Source organism: Variovorax frigidus (assembly GCF_051216515.1).
In the GTDB taxonomy this organism is placed as follows: domain Bacteria; phylum Pseudomonadota; class Gammaproteobacteria; order Burkholderiales; family Burkholderiaceae_C; genus Variovorax.
On the sequence record NZ_JBPJZF010000001.1, the window covers coordinates 801327 to 816158 of the forward strand.

14 protein-coding genes are annotated in these 14832 nt (G+C 68.3%); 4 read left to right on the forward strand and 10 right to left on the reverse strand.

Translation table 11 applies throughout. From position 1 onward, the window contains the following. Window positions 1–21 precede the first annotated feature (21 nt). On the forward strand, window positions 22–1224 hold the full coding sequence (gene zigA, locus ACSFBC_RS03785; protein WP_435508960.1) for a zinc metallochaperone GTPase ZigA: 1203 nt from the start codon (window positions 22–24) through the stop codon (window positions 1222–1224). Here zigA and ACSFBC_RS03790 read toward each other — a convergent pair. Genes ACSFBC_RS03790 through cyoA form a run of 7 tightly spaced genes read right to left on the reverse strand, consistent with a single transcriptional unit; the run spans window position 1217 to window position 8054 of the window. Then, complete coding sequence (locus ACSFBC_RS03790) at window positions 1217–1777, reverse strand: response regulator transcription factor (RefSeq protein ID WP_435508961.1); 561 nt, start codon at window positions 1775–1777, stop codon at window positions 1217–1219. The two genes, zigA and ACSFBC_RS03790, sit on opposite strands and share 8 nt — an antisense overlap. After that, a complete protein-coding gene (locus ACSFBC_RS03795; RefSeq protein ID WP_435508962.1) occupies window positions 1764–3098 on the reverse strand; it encodes an ATP-binding protein in 1335 nt (444 codons plus the stop codon). The genes ACSFBC_RS03790 and ACSFBC_RS03795 overlap by 14 nt, the downstream gene beginning before the upstream one ends. After that, the gene (locus ACSFBC_RS03800; RefSeq protein ID WP_435508963.1) at window positions 3079–3924 is read right to left on the reverse strand and encodes an SURF1 family protein; all 846 of its coding nucleotides are present in this window, start codon (window positions 3922–3924) and stop codon (window positions 3079–3081) included. Before ACSFBC_RS03800 ends, ACSFBC_RS03795 begins: the two co-directional genes overlap by 20 nt. Continuing rightward, window positions 3921–4322 carry a cytochrome o ubiquinol oxidase subunit IV gene (gene cyoD, locus ACSFBC_RS03805; RefSeq protein WP_435508964.1) on the reverse strand — a complete coding sequence of 134 codons (402 nt, stop codon included), beginning with the start codon at window positions 4320–4322 and terminating at the stop codon, window positions 3921–3923. Before cyoD ends, ACSFBC_RS03800 begins: the two co-directional genes overlap by 4 nt. Next, window positions 4319–4954, reverse strand: coding sequence for a cytochrome o ubiquinol oxidase subunit III (gene cyoC / locus ACSFBC_RS03810; RefSeq protein ID WP_435508965.1), 636 nt, complete (start codon window positions 4952–4954; stop codon window positions 4319–4321). Before cyoC ends, cyoD begins: the two co-directional genes overlap by 4 nt. Then, window positions 4947–6950, reverse strand: coding sequence for a cytochrome o ubiquinol oxidase subunit I (cyoB, locus tag ACSFBC_RS03815; RefSeq protein WP_435508966.1), 2004 nt, complete (start codon window positions 6948–6950; stop codon window positions 4947–4949). Before cyoB ends, cyoC begins: the two co-directional genes overlap by 8 nt. Window positions 6951–6968: 18 nt before the next feature. Beyond that, window positions 6969–8054, reverse strand: a complete 1086-nt coding sequence (cyoA, locus tag ACSFBC_RS03820) for a ubiquinol oxidase subunit II (RefSeq protein WP_435508967.1) — start codon at window positions 8052–8054, stop codon at window positions 6969–6971. 159 nt (window positions 8055–8213) lie between these two features. Here cyoA and ACSFBC_RS03825 point away from each other — a divergent pair, with 159 nt between their 5' ends. Further along, window positions 8214–9554 (forward strand): MFS transporter, encoded by a 1341-nt coding sequence (locus ACSFBC_RS03825; RefSeq protein WP_435508968.1) that lies wholly within the window; start codon window positions 8214–8216, stop codon window positions 9552–9554. A 137-nt stretch (window positions 9555–9691) separates the two neighbouring features. Here ACSFBC_RS03825 and ACSFBC_RS03830 read toward each other — a convergent pair whose 3' ends face one another. The 3 genes from ACSFBC_RS03830 to ACSFBC_RS03840 are packed head-to-tail and all read right to left on the reverse strand — an operon-like array spanning window position 9692 to window position 12449. After that, window positions 9692–10663, reverse strand: a complete 972-nt coding sequence (locus tag ACSFBC_RS03830; protein WP_435508969.1) for a Bug family tripartite tricarboxylate transporter substrate binding protein — start codon at window positions 10661–10663, stop codon at window positions 9692–9694. A 35-nt stretch (window positions 10664–10698) separates the two neighbouring features. After that, entirely contained in the window at window positions 10699–11061 is a 363-nt protein-coding gene (locus ACSFBC_RS03835; protein WP_435508970.1) for an AtuA-related protein, read from the reverse strand. After that, window positions 11058–12449: an acyclic terpene utilization AtuA family protein gene (locus tag ACSFBC_RS03840; RefSeq protein WP_435508971.1), complete on the reverse strand. Its 1392-nt coding sequence runs from the start codon at window positions 12447–12449 to the stop codon at window positions 11058–11060. Before ACSFBC_RS03840 ends, ACSFBC_RS03835 begins: the two co-directional genes overlap by 4 nt. A gap of 101 nt (window positions 12450–12550) precedes the next feature. Between ACSFBC_RS03840 and ACSFBC_RS03845 the strand changes: the two genes are divergently transcribed. Next, a complete protein-coding gene (locus tag ACSFBC_RS03845) occupies window positions 12551–13465 on the forward strand; it encodes a LysR family transcriptional regulator (protein ID WP_435508972.1) in 915 nt (304 codons plus the stop codon). Window positions 13466–13523: 58 nt separating this feature from the next. Next, window positions 13524–14825 (forward strand): amidohydrolase family protein, encoded by a 1302-nt coding sequence (locus ACSFBC_RS03850; protein ID WP_435508973.1) that lies wholly within the window; start codon window positions 13524–13526, stop codon window positions 14823–14825. Window positions 14826–14832: the final 7 nt, after the last annotated feature.

Below are 14832 nucleotides of genomic sequence, written 5' to 3' on the forward strand. Positions count from 1 at the left end.
CAAATATCAATTAGGATCGCGATGCATCGACTTCCCGTGACCGTGCTCTCCGGCTTCCTCGGCGCCGGCAAGACCACGCTGCTCAACCACATCCTGAACAACCGCGAGGGCCGACGCGTCGCGGTCATCGTCAACGACATGAGCGAGGTCAACATCGACGCCGCGCTGGTGCGCGACGGCGGCGCCGACCTGTCGCGCACCGAGGAGAAGCTGGTCGAGATGAGCAATGGGTGCATCTGCTGCACCTTGCGCGAGGACCTCTTGATCGAGGTCGAGCGGCTGGCCAAGGCCGGGCGCTTCGACCAGTTGGTGATCGAGTCCACCGGCATCTCCGAGCCGCTGCCCGTGGCCGAGACCTTCACCTTCGAGGGCGAGGACGGCAAGAGCCTGGCGCATGTGGCGCGGCTCGACACCATGGTGACGGTGGTCGATGCCTTCAACTTCCTGCGCGACTACGGTTCGGCCGACAGCCTGGTTGCGCGCGGGCAATCGCTGGGCGATGCCGACACGCGCACCGTGGTCGACCTGCTGATCGAGCAGATCGAGTTCTGCGACGTGCTGGTGGTGAACAAGGCCGACCTGGTGAGCGAGGACCAGCGGCTGCGTCTGGCCGGCATCCTGGGCCACCTGAACCCGCGCGCGCGCATCGAGTACGCGCACTTCGGCCGCGTGCCGCTCGATCGCGTGCTCGACACCGGCCTGTTCGACTTCGAGCAGGCGGCCGACGCGCCCGGCTGGCTGCGCGAGATGCGCGGCGAGCACAAGCCCGAGACGCTCGAATACGGCATCGACAGCTTCGTGTACCGCGCGCGCCGGCCCTTCCATCCCGCGCGTTTCTGGGAATGGGTGCAGAGCGAATGGCCCGGCGTGATCCGTTCCAAGGGCTTCTTCTGGCTCGCGAGCCGGCCCGGTTTCGCTGGCAACTGGTCGCAGGCCGGCGGCGCCTGCCGCTACGGCGCGGCCGGCTACTGGTGGGCCGCGGTGCCGCGCGAACACTGGCCGACCGACACCGAATCGCTGGCCACGATCGAGGAAAAATGGAGCGACACGGTGGGCGATGCGCGCCAGGAACTGGTGCTGATCGGCATCGGCATGGACCAGCCCGCGCTGCACGCACGGCTCGATGCCTGCCTGCTGACGGACGCCGAGATGGCGGCCGGCCCGGTGCAATGGCAGACCTGGCCCGACCCCTTCCCCGCCTGGACCGACGACGCGCCTACTTGACCTGCTGCTTGCCGAGCTTGCGCGCCAGCGTGCGGCGGTGCATGCCCAGGCGGCGCGCGGTCTCGGAGATGTTGAAGCCGGTCTCGGCCAGCACCTCGTGGATGCGCTCCCACTCGAGCGTCTTGATCGAGGTCGAGCGATTCGTGAGTTCCACCTCGGTCGTGCCCTCGGCGCGGCCGAAGGCGGCCTCGATGTCGTCGGTGTTCGAGGGCTTGGCCAGGTAATGGCAGGCGCCGAGCTTGATCGCCTCGACCGCGGTCGCGATGCTGGCGAAGCCGGTCAGCACCACGATCAGCATGCCCGGGTCGTGCGCATGCAGGGTCTGGACGCAGGCCAGGCCCGAAGCCTCGCCGCTGAGCTTGAGATCGACCACCGCGTAGCCCGGCGAGTGCTGCTGCAGCAGCAGGCTCACGTCGTCGAGGTTGTTGGCCAGGATCACGCGGTAGCCACGGCGTTCGAAGGAACGGCCCAGCGTGCGCGCGAAGGCGGCGTCGTCCTCGACCACCAGCAGCAGGCGTTCTTCCGCATCGGTTGCCTGTTCAATGACCATCATCGGCTTCCTCTTCCAGGACGATCGCCGAGAGTGGCAGTCGCAGTTCCACCACCGCGCCGCCCTCCTCGCGGTTCTGCGCGGCCACGGTGCCGCCCAGGGTGCGCGCCACGTTGACCACCAGGAACAGCCCCAGGCCGCCGCCCGGGCGGCCCTTGCTCGAGCGGTAGGGCTTGCCCAGCTCGGCCAGCATCGCGGGCGCGAAGCCCGGGCCGTTGTCGGTCACGGTGAGCAGCAGCATGTCGCCCTCGCGGTCGGCTTCGAGCCGCACCCAGTAGGGCGAGGCTTCCAGCGCATTGTCCAGCACGTTGCAGATCATCTGCTGCAGCGCCGAGTCCGACACCATCGGCAGGTCGTGCCCGAAGCGGTTGTCGTAGACGAAGGAGGTCACGGGCCGCGTCTCGCGCCAGGCCTGCACCAGCTCGTCGAGGAAGGTGCTGACGGTGGTCTCGACCGAGGATTCGCCGCGCGCCTCGCCGGCCGACATCAGCACGCCGCTCACGATGGCCTTGCAGCGCTGGAGCTGGGTCTGCATCTCGCCGATCTCCTGCAGCAGTTCGGGGTTGGCCGAGAACTCGGGCATGCGCCGCCAGTCGCCCAGGATCACGGCCAGCGTGGCCAGCGGCGTGCCCAGCTCGTGCGCCGCGCCCGAAGCCAGCAGGCCCATGCGCACGATGTGCTCCTCCTCGGCTGCGCGCTGGCGCAGGCCGGCCAGCCGCGCGTCGCGCTCGCGCAGGTTGCGGTTGATGCGGGTGACGAAGATCAGCAGCAGCGCGGCGTTGAGCGCGAAGCAGACCAGCATGCCCTGCACATAGGGGCTGGCCAGCCCGCGGTCGTGGTCCAGCGGCAGGTCCAGCGGGCGCGAGAACAGCGCCAGGCCGGCGAAGCAGAGGCTGGTGATGACCACCATGGTCAGGCTCGACCAGGCCTCGAGCAGCACCGCGCCCAGGATCACCTGCAGCAGGTAGAGAAAGACGAAGGGGTTGGTGGTGCCGCCGCTCAGGTAGAGCTGCACGGTCAGCGTGGCCACGTCGACCAGCAACGCGACGAACAGTTCGCTGTTGGTGACGGCGCGGCCGGTGCGCCAGCGCAGCAGGCTCGCGATGTTGAAGACGATCAGGCAGCCCAGGATCGCGAGCATGGTGCCCAGCGGCAGCCGGATCTGCAGCCCGTAGTGCACCACCTCGATGGTCACGATCTGGCCGACCACCGCGATCCAGCGCAGCTGGATCAGCTGCTCGAGGTTCTGCAGGCCGCTCGCATCCTGGATGCGCGGCGCTTCGGGTGGGCACGTGGGCGCGTTGTCAGGGGTGGGGGTCGGCATCCGGGTCGTCTCCTGGGCGGGAAGACCCATTGTCGCCAGGCCGGCCGGCCCTCATCCGGCGGCTGAGGCGAAGCTCTTCGCGCGCCACGTAGCCGGCGCCCAGCGCCACCATCAACGCCAGGCCGAACCAGGTCAGCGCATAGACCAGGTGGCTGTTGGAAAAGGCGATGACCGTGAGGCCACCGACCGGCGCGCCCTCGCCGCCCGGCGTGGCGTCGGCATCGACGAAGTACGGCGCCACCGCGCCCAGGCCGCGCGCGGCCGCGATGGCGGGCACGTCGCGCGAGAACCAGCGTCCGATGGCCGGATCGTTGCGGCGCGGGAACATGCCGCCCGGTTCGCTGGCGCGCAACAGCCCGGTCACGCCGACTTCGCCCTGCGGCCCCGCATCGCGGTTCGCAGGCTCGCGCCGTTCGGGCGGCACGAAGCCGCGGTTGACCAGCACGGTGCCGCCACCGGCCAGCCGCAAGGGTGTCAGCACCCAGAAGCCGGCGCCGCGGGCGGTGCTGGCCTGAACCAGCGTCTCATGGGCGTGGTCGAAGGTGCCGGTGAGCCGCACATGGCGGTAGGCCTGGGACGTGGCGTCGAAGGTTGGCCAGCTGGCGGGCCCGGGCGCATCGACGGGCGCTGCATGCACGCGCTGGTCGACGCTGTCGATCAGCGCGAGCTTCCAGGCTCGGCGCTCGACCTGCCAGACGCCCAGCGCCATGAAAGCGCCGAACAGCGCCAGCGCGATGACCGCCAGCACGGCCCGCACGGCCGCGGAGCGCGGGCCCCGTTCGGGCGCCGAATCGCCATCGCCATGCTCGCGCTGCCGCAGGTTCAAGGCATGTTCTTCATGTCGTGCATCGACGGCATCATGTTGTGGTTGAGGTGGTACATCACCCACAGCGAGCCGGCCAATGTGATCACCACCAGCACCAGCGTGAAGATCAGCGCCAGCATCGACCAGCCGCCCTCGGCCTTGGTGTTCATGTGCAGGAAGTACACCATGTGCACCACCATCTGCACTGCGGCGAAGCCCAGGATCACGAAGGCCGTGGTGCTCGAGCTGTCGAACACCTTGCCCATCACCAGCCAGAAGGGGATGACCGTGAGGATGACCGACAGGATGAAGCCGGTGACGTAGCCGCCGACGGTGCTGTGGGCCGCACCACCTTCGTCATGGTGGTCGTCGTGGCCGTGGGAATCGCGACCGTGATGGTCCAGATCGTGTGCGCTCATGGAAGGACTCCCATCAGATAGACGAAGGTGAAGACGCCGATCCAGATCACGTCCAGGAAATGCCAGAACATCGACAGGCACATGAGCCGGCGGCGATTTTCCGGCAGCAGCCCGTGGCGCGAGACCTGCACCATCAGCGTGACCAGCCAGATCAGGCCGAAGGTGACGTGCAGGCCGTGCGTGCCGACCAGTGTGAAGAAGGACGACAGGAAGGCGCTGCGCTGCGGCACCGCGCCCTGGTGGATCAGGTGCGCGAACTCGTAGAGTTCGAGCCCGATGAAGGCCGCGCCCAGCAGGCCGGTCACGGCCAGCCAGGCCAGCACCGGCTTCACGCGCTTCTTCTGCATCTCGATCATGGCGAAGCCATAGGTGATCGAGGACAGCAGCAGCATCGAGGTGTTGAGCGCCACCAGCGGCAGGTCGAACAGGTCCGCGCCCGAGGGGCCGGCCGCGTAGCTGCGCCCCACCACCGCATGCACCGCGAACAGGCAGGCGAAGATCAGGCAGTCGCTCATCAGGTAGAGCCAGAAGCCCAGTCCCGTGGCGTTCTGCGGGTGGTGGTCCCCGGGAACGTAGAAGCGCAGGTTGTCCGGCGCGTCGGCGCCGGCGTTCAAGGTGGCGGTATCAGACATGGCTGGCCAGGAGACGGGTGCGCAATCCTTCGGTGCGGACGACTTCGTCCGCGTCGATGTGATAGTCGCGCTTGTAGTTGAAGGTATGGAAGATCGTGGTGCCGACCAGCGTCAGCATCGCCAGCACGGCCAGCGGCCACATGTGCCAGATCAGCGCGAAGCCCACCACCGTGCTCAGCCCGGCGATCACGATGCCGGCCCAGGTGTTCTTGGGCATGTGGATCGGGCGGAAGCCGGTCGTCGGGCGCTGGTAGCCGCGGCGCTTCATGTCGGACCAGGCGTCGTTGTCATGAATGACCGGCGTGAACGCGAAGTTGTAGGCCGGCGGCGGCGACGAGGTCGACCACTCCAGCGTGCGGCCGTCCCACGGGTCGCCGGTCACGTCGCGCAGCGACTCGCGGCGGCGGAAGCTCACCACCAGCTGGATGATGAAGGACAGGATGCCCAGCGCGATCAGGCAGGCACCGAAGGCGGCGACCTGGAACCAGATCTGCAGCGACATGTCCTGGAAGTGGCTCATGCGGCGCGTCACGCCCATCAGGCCCAGCACGTACAGCGGCATGAAGGCGAGCCAGAAACCGACCAGCCAGAACCAGAAGGACATCTTTCCCCAGAACGGGTCGAGCTTGTAGCCGAAGGCCTTCGGGAACCAGTAGGTGATGCCGGCCATGAGGCCGAACAGCACGCCGCCGATGATCACGTTGTGGAAGTGGGCGACCAGGAACAGGCTGTTGTGCAGCACGAAGTCGGCCGGCGGCACCGCCAGCAGCACGCCCGTCATGCCGCCGATCACGAAGGTGACCATGAAGCCCATGGTCCAGAGCATCGGCACGTCGAAGCGGATGCGGCCGCGGTACATGGTGAAGAGCCAATTGAAGATCTTCGCGCCCGTCGGGATCGAGATGATCATCGTCGTGATGCCGAAGAACGAGTTCACGCTCGCGCCCGAGCCCATGGTGAAGAAGTGATGCAGCCACACCAGGTACGACAGGATGGTGATCACCACCGTGGCGTAGACCATCGAGGCGTAGCCGAACAGGCGCTTGCCGGAGAAGGTCGACACCACTTCCGAGAAGATGCCGAAGGCCGGCAGGATCAGGATGTAGACCTCGGGGTGGCCCCAGATCCAGATCAGGTTCACGTACATCATGGCGTTGCCGCCGAAGTCGTTGGTGAAGAAGTTGGTGCCGACGTAACGGTCGAGCGACAGCAGCGCGAGCACCGCGGTGAGCACCGGGAACGCGGCCACGATCAGCACGTTGGTGCACAGCGAGGTCCAGGTGAAGATCGGCATCTTCATCATGGTCATGCCCGGCGCGCGCATCTTCACGATGGTCGCCAGCAGGTTGATGCCCGAGAGCAGCGTGCCCACCCCCGCGATCTGCAGCGACCAGATGTAGTAGTCGACCCCCACATCGGGGCTGTGCAGGATGCCCGACAGCGGCGGATAGGCCAGCCAGCCGGTGCGTGCGAATTCGCCCACGAACAGCGAAGCCATGACCAGCACGGCGCCGCTGGCGGTCATCCAGAAGCTGAAGTTGTTGAGGAAGGGGAAGGCCACGTCGCGCGCGCCGATCTGCAGCGGCACCACGTAGTTCATCAGGCCCGTGACCAGCGGCATCGCCACGAAGAAGATCATGATCACGCCGTGCGCGGTGAAGATCTGGTCGTAGTGGTGCGGCGGCAGGAAGCCCGCGTTGTCGCCGAAGGCGAAGGCCTGGTGAAGGCGCATCATGATCGCGTCGGCGAAGCCGCGCAGCAGCATCACCAGGCCCAGGATCACGTACATGATCCCGATCTTCTTGTGGTCGATGCTGGTGAACCATTCGCGCCAGAGATAGCCCCAGGCCTTCTGGTAGGTGATGACGGCCAGCAGGCCGCCGCCGCCGAGCACCACGCCGATGAAGGTGGCCAGCAGGATCGGGTCGTGCAGCGGGATCGCCTCCCAGGTGAGGCGGCCGAAGACGAGCTTCATGAGGTCGAGTGAGTCGAACATGGACATCCGGGAAACGGGTTACAGCGACGGTGCGGGCGCAGGGGTGAACAGGTCGGGCGCTTCGTTCACCGAGCACATCGCGCCGACGTAATTGCGCGCGGGGCCGAGCGTCGCGCCGGTATCGAGGCCGATCAGCGCACGCGTCGACTTGTCGAGCGAGGCCACGTTGAAAGCGCCCGGCATGCCGAGGCCGCCGCTGGCGTCGATGGCCATCATGTCCTTCATGCACATGCGGTTGGCCTCGACGCAGCGGTTGAGGATGGCGTCGTACAGGCCCGGCGCCACGGTCGCGTAGTGGCGCACCGGTTCGCGCTCGCTCGGGTGCTCGAGCTGCAGGTAGGCGGCGCGGCTCAGTTCCTTGCCGTCGGCCTTGGTCTTCTGCACCCAGCGGTCGAAGTCGCCGTCGCTCAAGCCGTGGAACTTGAAGCGCATGCCGGAGAAGCCCGCGCCGCTGTAGTTGGCCGAGAAGCCCTCGTACTCGCCGGGCTTGTTGATCACCGCGTGCAGCTTGGTTTCCATGCCCGCCATCGCGTAGATCTGGCCGGCCAGCGCCGGAATGAAGAACGAGTTCATCACCGTGGACGAGGTGATCTTGAACTGGATCGGCCGGTCGACCGGCGCCGCCAGTTCATTCACCGTCGCGATGCCCTGCTCCGGGTAGAGGAACAGCCACTTCCAGTCGAGCGCGACCACCTCGACCACCAGCGGCTGGGTGCCCGCGGGCACCGGGCGGTTGGCGTCGATGCGGGTCAGCGCACGGTACGGGTCCAGCGTGTGGGTGCTGATCCAGGTCAGCGCGCCCAGCGCGATGATGATCAGCAGCGGCGCGGCCCAGATGGCCAGTTCGAGCTGGGTCGAATGGTCCCAGTCGGGGGCGTACTCGGCCTCGGCCGCCTTGTTCGACTGGCGGTATTTCCAGGCGAAGAAGAAGGTCAGCCCGATCACCGGCACGATGATCAGCAGCATCAGGACGGTGGAGATGACGATCAGCTGCCCTTGCTGGGCGGCGATGTCGCCGGACGGACTGAGCAGCACCGTGTTGCAGCCTGCCAACAGGAAGGCGGGCAGCAAAAGCCAGGCTCGGGGGTTCTTGAGAAAGGGCATGCCGTGAAATTGAAGCTTGTGCTTGCGCGTGGAGCCTGCGAATCTACGGCTATCGGCCGCGAATGGGCATTGGACGTTTTGTCCTATGGCATCAAACGCCGGACAGTGAGACGCTCTGCGTTGCCGCAACGACACCCGGAACAGAACCGCGAACAGCCCATGACGACGACCTCCATCGGTACACACAACAGCGAATCCTCGCCCGACGGCGAGATCGCCCGCGCGGTTGGCGCCGATACGCATGTCCACCCCGGCGAGATCGCCGTCGGCGTGGTGATCGGGCGTGCCTCCGAGTATTTCGACTTCTTCGTCTACGGCATCGCGTCGGCGCTGGTGTTTCCCGCCATCTTCTTTCCTTTTGCGGACCGCCTGACGGGCACCCTCTACGCCTTCGCGGTCTTTGCACTGGCCTTCATCGCACGCCCTTTCGGCACCGCGCTGTCGATGGCCATCCAGCGCCGGTATGGCCGCGAGGCCAAGCTGACCTCGGCCCTGTTCCTGCTGGGCACCGCCACCGCCGGCATCGCCTTCCTGCCCGGCTACGCGAGCATCGGCCCGGCCGCCATCGTGCTGCTGTCGCTGTTCCGCATCGCCCAGGGCGTGGCGCTGGGCGGCTCCTGGGACGGCCTGCCCTCGCTGCTGGCGCTCAATGCGCCGGCCAACCGCCGCGGCTGGTACGCGATGCTGGGCCAGTTGGGTGCGCCCGTGGGCTTCATCGTGGCCGGCGCGCTGTTCGCCTACCTGGTGTCGAGCCTGACCTCGGACGACTTCCTCACCTGGGGCTGGCGCTATCCCTTCTACGTGGCCTTCGCAATCAACGTGGTGGCCCTGTTCGCACGGCTGCGGCTGGTGGCGACCACCGAGTATTCGCGCCTGCTCGACGAGCGCGAACTGGCGCCCACCGGCGTGATCGAACTGGGCCGCTCGCAGGGCGTGAACATCGTGATCGGCGCCTTCGCAGCCCTGGCCAGCTACGCGCTGTTCCACATCGTCACGATTTTTCCGTTGTCGTGGATCACGCTCTACTCCGACCAGTCGGTCAGCCAGTTCCTGGTGGTGCAGATCATCGGCGCGGCCCTGGCCGCGGCCTCGATGGTGGCGTCCGGCAAGATCGCCGACCGCATCGGCCGCCGCATGACGCTGGGCTCGCTGGCCGTGCTGATCGCGGTGTTCAGCGGCTTCGCGCCCACGCTGCTCGACGGCGGCGCCTTCGGCCAGGACACCTTCATCCTGGTCGGCTTCGTGCTGCTGGGTCTGTCTTACGGCCAGGCCCAGGGGACCGTGACCTCGAACTTCCCGGCCAAGTACCGCTACACCGGTGCCGCCCTCACGGCCGACGTGGCCTGGCTGGTCGGCGCGGCCTTCGCGCCCCTGGTGGCCCTCGGCCTGTCGGCCCACTTCGGGCTGGGCTACGTCAGCGTCTACCTGCTGTCCGGCGCCGCCTGCACGCTGGGCGCGCTGGGGCTGAACCGCGCGCTGGAACAACAGCAGCGCGACTGAGTTCAGGGCGCGCAAGACCGCGCGCTCTCCCCGCCTCCCGTTCCTTTCCAGAGATACCGCGGAACCGGCTTTGCCGGGCCGCCGGTATCGCCCCCTCGAGGGGGAAGTGCCGAAGGCGCTTCGGGGGGTGGGGTTAGTTACTCAGGGGTGATCCCGGCGGCCTTGACGATGCGGCCCCACTTCTGCGATTCACCGACCTGGAACTTCGCCAGCTCTTCGGGCGAGCTCGTGAACACCTCGGTGCCCGTCGGCTCGTAGAACGCGGCCTTGGCAGCCTCGCTCTTCGCGGCCTTCACCAGCAGTTCGTTCAGACGCTTGACCACCGCGGGCGGCGTCCTGGCCGGCGCGTAGGCTGCGAACCAGTAACCCATCTCGTAGCCCTTCACGCCCGCTTCGGCAATGGTGGGGACGTCAGGTGCCAGCGGCGAGCGCACGGCGCCGGACGCGCCCAGCGCGCGCAGTTTGCCGGCCTTGATCTGCGGCAAGCCGGTCGCGGTGTCGGTGATCATCATGTGGATCTGGCCGCCCAGCAGGTCGGTCACGGCCAGCGTGTTGCTCTTGTAGGGCACGTGCAGCAGCTGGATCTCGGCCATCTGCTGCAGCAGTTCGCCGGCCATGCGGCTCGAGGAGCTGCCGCTGCCGAAGCTGTACTTGCCCGGTTCCTTCTTCGCGAGCGCGACGAACTCGGCCACGGTCTTGGCCGGGAAGGACGGGTTCACGACCATGATCTGGCCGCCCTTGCCCAGCGCGGCGACGGGCGAAAAATCCTTCACCGGGTCGTAGGGCAGCTTCTTGTACAGGTGCTCGTTGGCCGCATGCGTGGTGTTGGTGGTGATGAGCACGGTGTAGCCGTCGGGCGCGGCCTTGGCGACGAACTGCGAGGCGATGAAACCGCTGGCGCCGGCCTTGTTGTCGATCACCACGGCCTGCTTCGATTCGGCCGTGATGCCGTTGCCCAGCGCGCGCGCGATCTGGTCGGTGGCGGTGCCGGCCGCGAAGGGCACGACGAAAGTGATCGGTTTGTCGGGGAAGCTGCCCTGGGCCTGGCTGGCGGCGGGCGCCAGGGCCAGCGCGGCGATGGCGAAGGCGATCGAATGGATGTGGTTCATGCGTGTTGTCTCCTGAGTTTGGAATCGAAAAGGAATCAGCCTTCGGACGGGCCGATGAGCCGGTGCTGCAAGTCGGCCGGCACCACGAGGGGCAAGTCCAGCAGCAGGAAGGACAGCGACTTGCCGTGCGTGTCGAGGTTCAACGCGTCGTTCACGCCGCCGTCGAGCACCGCGTCGAGCACGAAATTCATCGCCTGCAGTTTCGGCAGCACGAAGCGCTGCACGCGGTGGGGTGCACGGTGGCGGAACTGCGCGGCCACGGCCTCGGGCGTGACCTGCTCGACCAGCAGCGGCCACAGTTCGGCGTGCCAGGCGATCACGCTGATGTTCGAGCGGTCGCCCTTGTCGCCGGTGCGGCCATGGGCGGCGCGGTAGAGGGGAACAGTGAGCGTGTTCATGCCGGTGCGCCCTCCACGAACGCGAAGCCGACCGGCACCGCATCGCGCGGCAGCAGGCAGGAAAGGGTGTTGAGCCGTGGCGTGAGCGTGCTGCGCACGCCGCCGCCGCCGGCCGGGCCGCAGGTGTAGAGCGCCATCACCTCGCGGCCCAGGCGTTCGGCCTCGGCGCGCTCGGCATGCGTGGCTGCCACCCGCAGGCGCACGTCGCGCGCGCCGCCGTCGGGTGTGGCCGCGAGCGCACGGCCGGCGTCGTCGGCCAGGATGCTGATCGCGCCGATCAGGTCGACGCGCAGGTCGAGTCCGCGCAGGCGCTGGCGCAGCACATCGGCCGCGAGCCGGGCGCGCGCCTCGGCCCGCGGGCCTGCGTAGGAGATCTCGCCCTCGGCCAGCCAACCGCCCTCGTGGCAGACGTTGACCTTGTAGTGGTCGGGCCGCGCATGACCGCGCACGCCGCTCAGCAGCACACGGTCGGTGCCCGCCGTCTGCACCTCGGCTTCGGCGATGTCGGCCACCACGTCGGGGGTGAGGTAGGCGGCCGGGTCGTGCACTTCGTAGAGCAGCTGCTCCTTGACGGTCGCCTCGGTCACGCAGCCGCCGGTGCCGGCCGACTTGCCGACGGTGCACTGCCCGTCGGCCGCGATCTCGGCGATCGGGAAGCCCACCTCGGCCAGGCCCGGCACGTCCTTGAAGCCCGGATCGGCGAAGTAGCCGCCGCAGACCTGCGCGCCGCATTCCAGCAGGTGGCCGGCCATGGTGGCGCGGCCCAGCACGTCCCAGTCGTCGGCGGCCCAGCCGAAGTGCGACATCGCGGGGCCGACGGTCAGCGAGGGATCGGCCACGCGGCCGCAGACCACGATCTGCGCGCCAGCGTCGAGCGCGGCGGCGATGGGTTCGGCACCGATGTAGGCATTGGCACTGACGATGCGCAGGCCGTCGAGTGCCGCGCCGAGTTCCGCCCGCAACAGCGCCTGGTGCGCGGGCGACGAGAGGTCGTCGCCCTCCACCACCGCGATGCGCGGGGCTGGCTGGCCGAGCTCGCGCGCCATGCGTGCGATGTGGCGGGCCGCGGCGCGCGGGTTGGCCGCGCCGAAGTTGCTCACGATGCGGATGCCGTGCGCGAGGCAGCGCGCCAGCACCGGGCGCAGCATCGCGTCGAGCAGCGGTTCGTAGCCGGCCTCGGGGTCGGCGCGGCGGCGAAGTTGCGCCAGCGCCAGCGTGCGCTCGGCGAGGGTCTCGAAGATCAGGAAGGCGCGCTGGCCCGCAGGGCCGTCGGCGAGCCGGGCGATCAGCGTGTCGACCACCGGGCCGGCCGCGTCGGTGCGGTCGCCGGAGAAGCCGGCGGCGCAGCCGATCAGCAAGGGTGGGGCTAAGGTGGCCTGGGCTGTCATGGCGCTTTCTCTTGTCTCGTCTTGGATTCAATGTAGGGCTGCAATAGCCATCCGTAAAATCGAAAATTCAGATTGATTCATCTGAAATTCGGATCACCAACATGAAAACACCCGAGCTCTCGTCGCGCCAGTTGCGCGCCTTCGTCGCGCTGGCGGCGCAGCGCAACTTCACGCGCGCGGCCCAGCTGTGCCACCTGTCTCAGCCGGCCTTCAGCGCGCTGATCCGCGGACTGGAAGAGGCGCTGGGCGCGCGCCTGTTCGACCGCGACACGCGCAGCGTGCAGCTCACGCCCGAGGGCCGGCTGTTCGAGCCCGCGGCGCAGCGCCTGCTCGACGACATGCGCGACGCGGTCACCGACCTGGCCGACCACGTCGAGCGCCGCACAGGCCGGGTGCGCGTGGCCGCTCTGCCCTCGCTCGCGGCCGGCTGGCTGCCCGCGGTGTTCGCCGAGTTCATGGCCGCCTGGCCCGGCATCACGGTCGGCCTGGACGATGCGCTGTCCGACGCCTGCATCGCGCGCGTGCGCAGCGGCGAGGCCGATTTCGCGCTGGCGGCCTCGGGCGCCGGCAGCGCAGCAGCCAGCGACCTGCGCAGCCGCAAGCTGTGCAGCGACGGCTTCCACCTGGTGTGCCGCGCCGACCACCCGCTCGCGACCGAATCCAGGCTCAATGCCCGCAAGCTTGCGCCCTGGCCCTTCATCCAGATGGCGCGTCACAGCAGCGTGCGGCAGTCGCTCGACGCGGCCCTGCATCCGCTGCGGCTCCACACGGCCTTCGAGGTCGAGCACCTGGCCACGGTCATGGGCCTGGTCGAGGCCGGGCTGGGCATCAGCGTGGTGCCGGCCCTCACCCTGTTCCATTTCCAGCGCGACACGCTGGTCACGCGGCCGCTGCCCCTGCCGGGCCTGAAGCGCACGGTCTACATCGTGCAGCGGCGCGAAGGCAGCCTGTCGGTGGCGGCGCAGACATTGCACGACCTGATCGTGGCGCGGCTGGGTTCGCTGGCGCTGCGCTGAACGGGACGCGGCCGATAATCCCCGCACCCCCCGATCACCCCAAAGAATCGCACCGCCCATGCTCGACCTGCTCGTACGCAACGCCACCCTCCCCGACGGCCGCACCGGCATGTCGATCGCCGTGCAGGACGGTCGCATCGCCGAGGTCATGGCCCGCCTCGACGCGCCGGCGCACCAGACACTCGATGCGCAGGGCCAGTTGCTCACGCCGCACTTCATCGATCCGCACTTCCACATGGACGCCACGCTGAGCTACGGCCTGCCGCGCGTCAACGAAAGCGGCACGCTGCTCGAAGGCATCGCGCTGTGGGGCGAGCTCAAGCCGCTGCTCACGCAGGAGGCGCTGATCGAGCGCGCGCTGGCGTACTGCGACTGGGCCGTGGCCAAGGGCCTGCTTGCGATCCGCACGCACGTCGACACCAGCGACCCGAGCCTGCTGGCGGTCGATGCGCTGCTCGAGGTCCAGCGCCGCGTCGCGCCCTACCTCGACCTGCAGCTGGTGGCCTTCCCGCAGGACGGCGTGCTGCGCAGCAAGGGCGGGCTCGACAACCTGAAGCGCGCGCTCGACAAGGGCGTCGACGTGGTGGGCGGCATTCCGCATTTCGAGCGCACCATGGCCGACGGCGCCACCAGCGTGAAGTTGCTGTGCGAGATCGCGGCCGAGCGCGGCAAGCTGGTCGACATGCACTGCGACGAGTCCGACGACCCGCTGTCGCGCCACATCGAGACGCTGGCCTTCGAGGCCCAGCGCCTGGGCCTGCAGGGCCGGGTCAACGGCTCGCACTGCACCTCGATGCACAGCATGGACAACTACTACGTGAGCAAGCTGATCCCGCTGATTGCCGAGAGCGGCGTGAGCGTGATCGCCAACCCGCTGATCAACATCACACTGCAAGGCCGCAACGACACCTACCCCAAGCGCCGCGGCATGACGCGCGTGCCCGAACTCATGGCCGCGGGCGTGAACGTCGCCTTCGGCCACGACTGCGTGATGGACCCCTGGTACGGCATGGGCTCGGGCGACATGCTCGAGGTGGCGCACATGGGCCTGCACGTCGCGCAGATGACCAGCCAGGCCGGCATCCGGCGCTGCTTCGATGCGGTGACGACCAACGCCGCCAAGGTCTTTCACCTGCCGAACTACGGCCTCGAAGCCGGCTGCGACGCGAGCTTCGTGCTGCTGCAAGCGCGCGATCCGGTCGAGGCAATCCGGTTGCGGGCGACGCGACTCAAGGTGTACCGCAAGGGCGTGCTGCTGGCCGAGACACCGCCGGTTGTGGCGAACCTGCACATCGCCGGGCGCGACGGCGGCACCGCCTTCATGCCGTCGCGGACCGCGAGCGCAGCTATCACGCGATAGAGTGCCT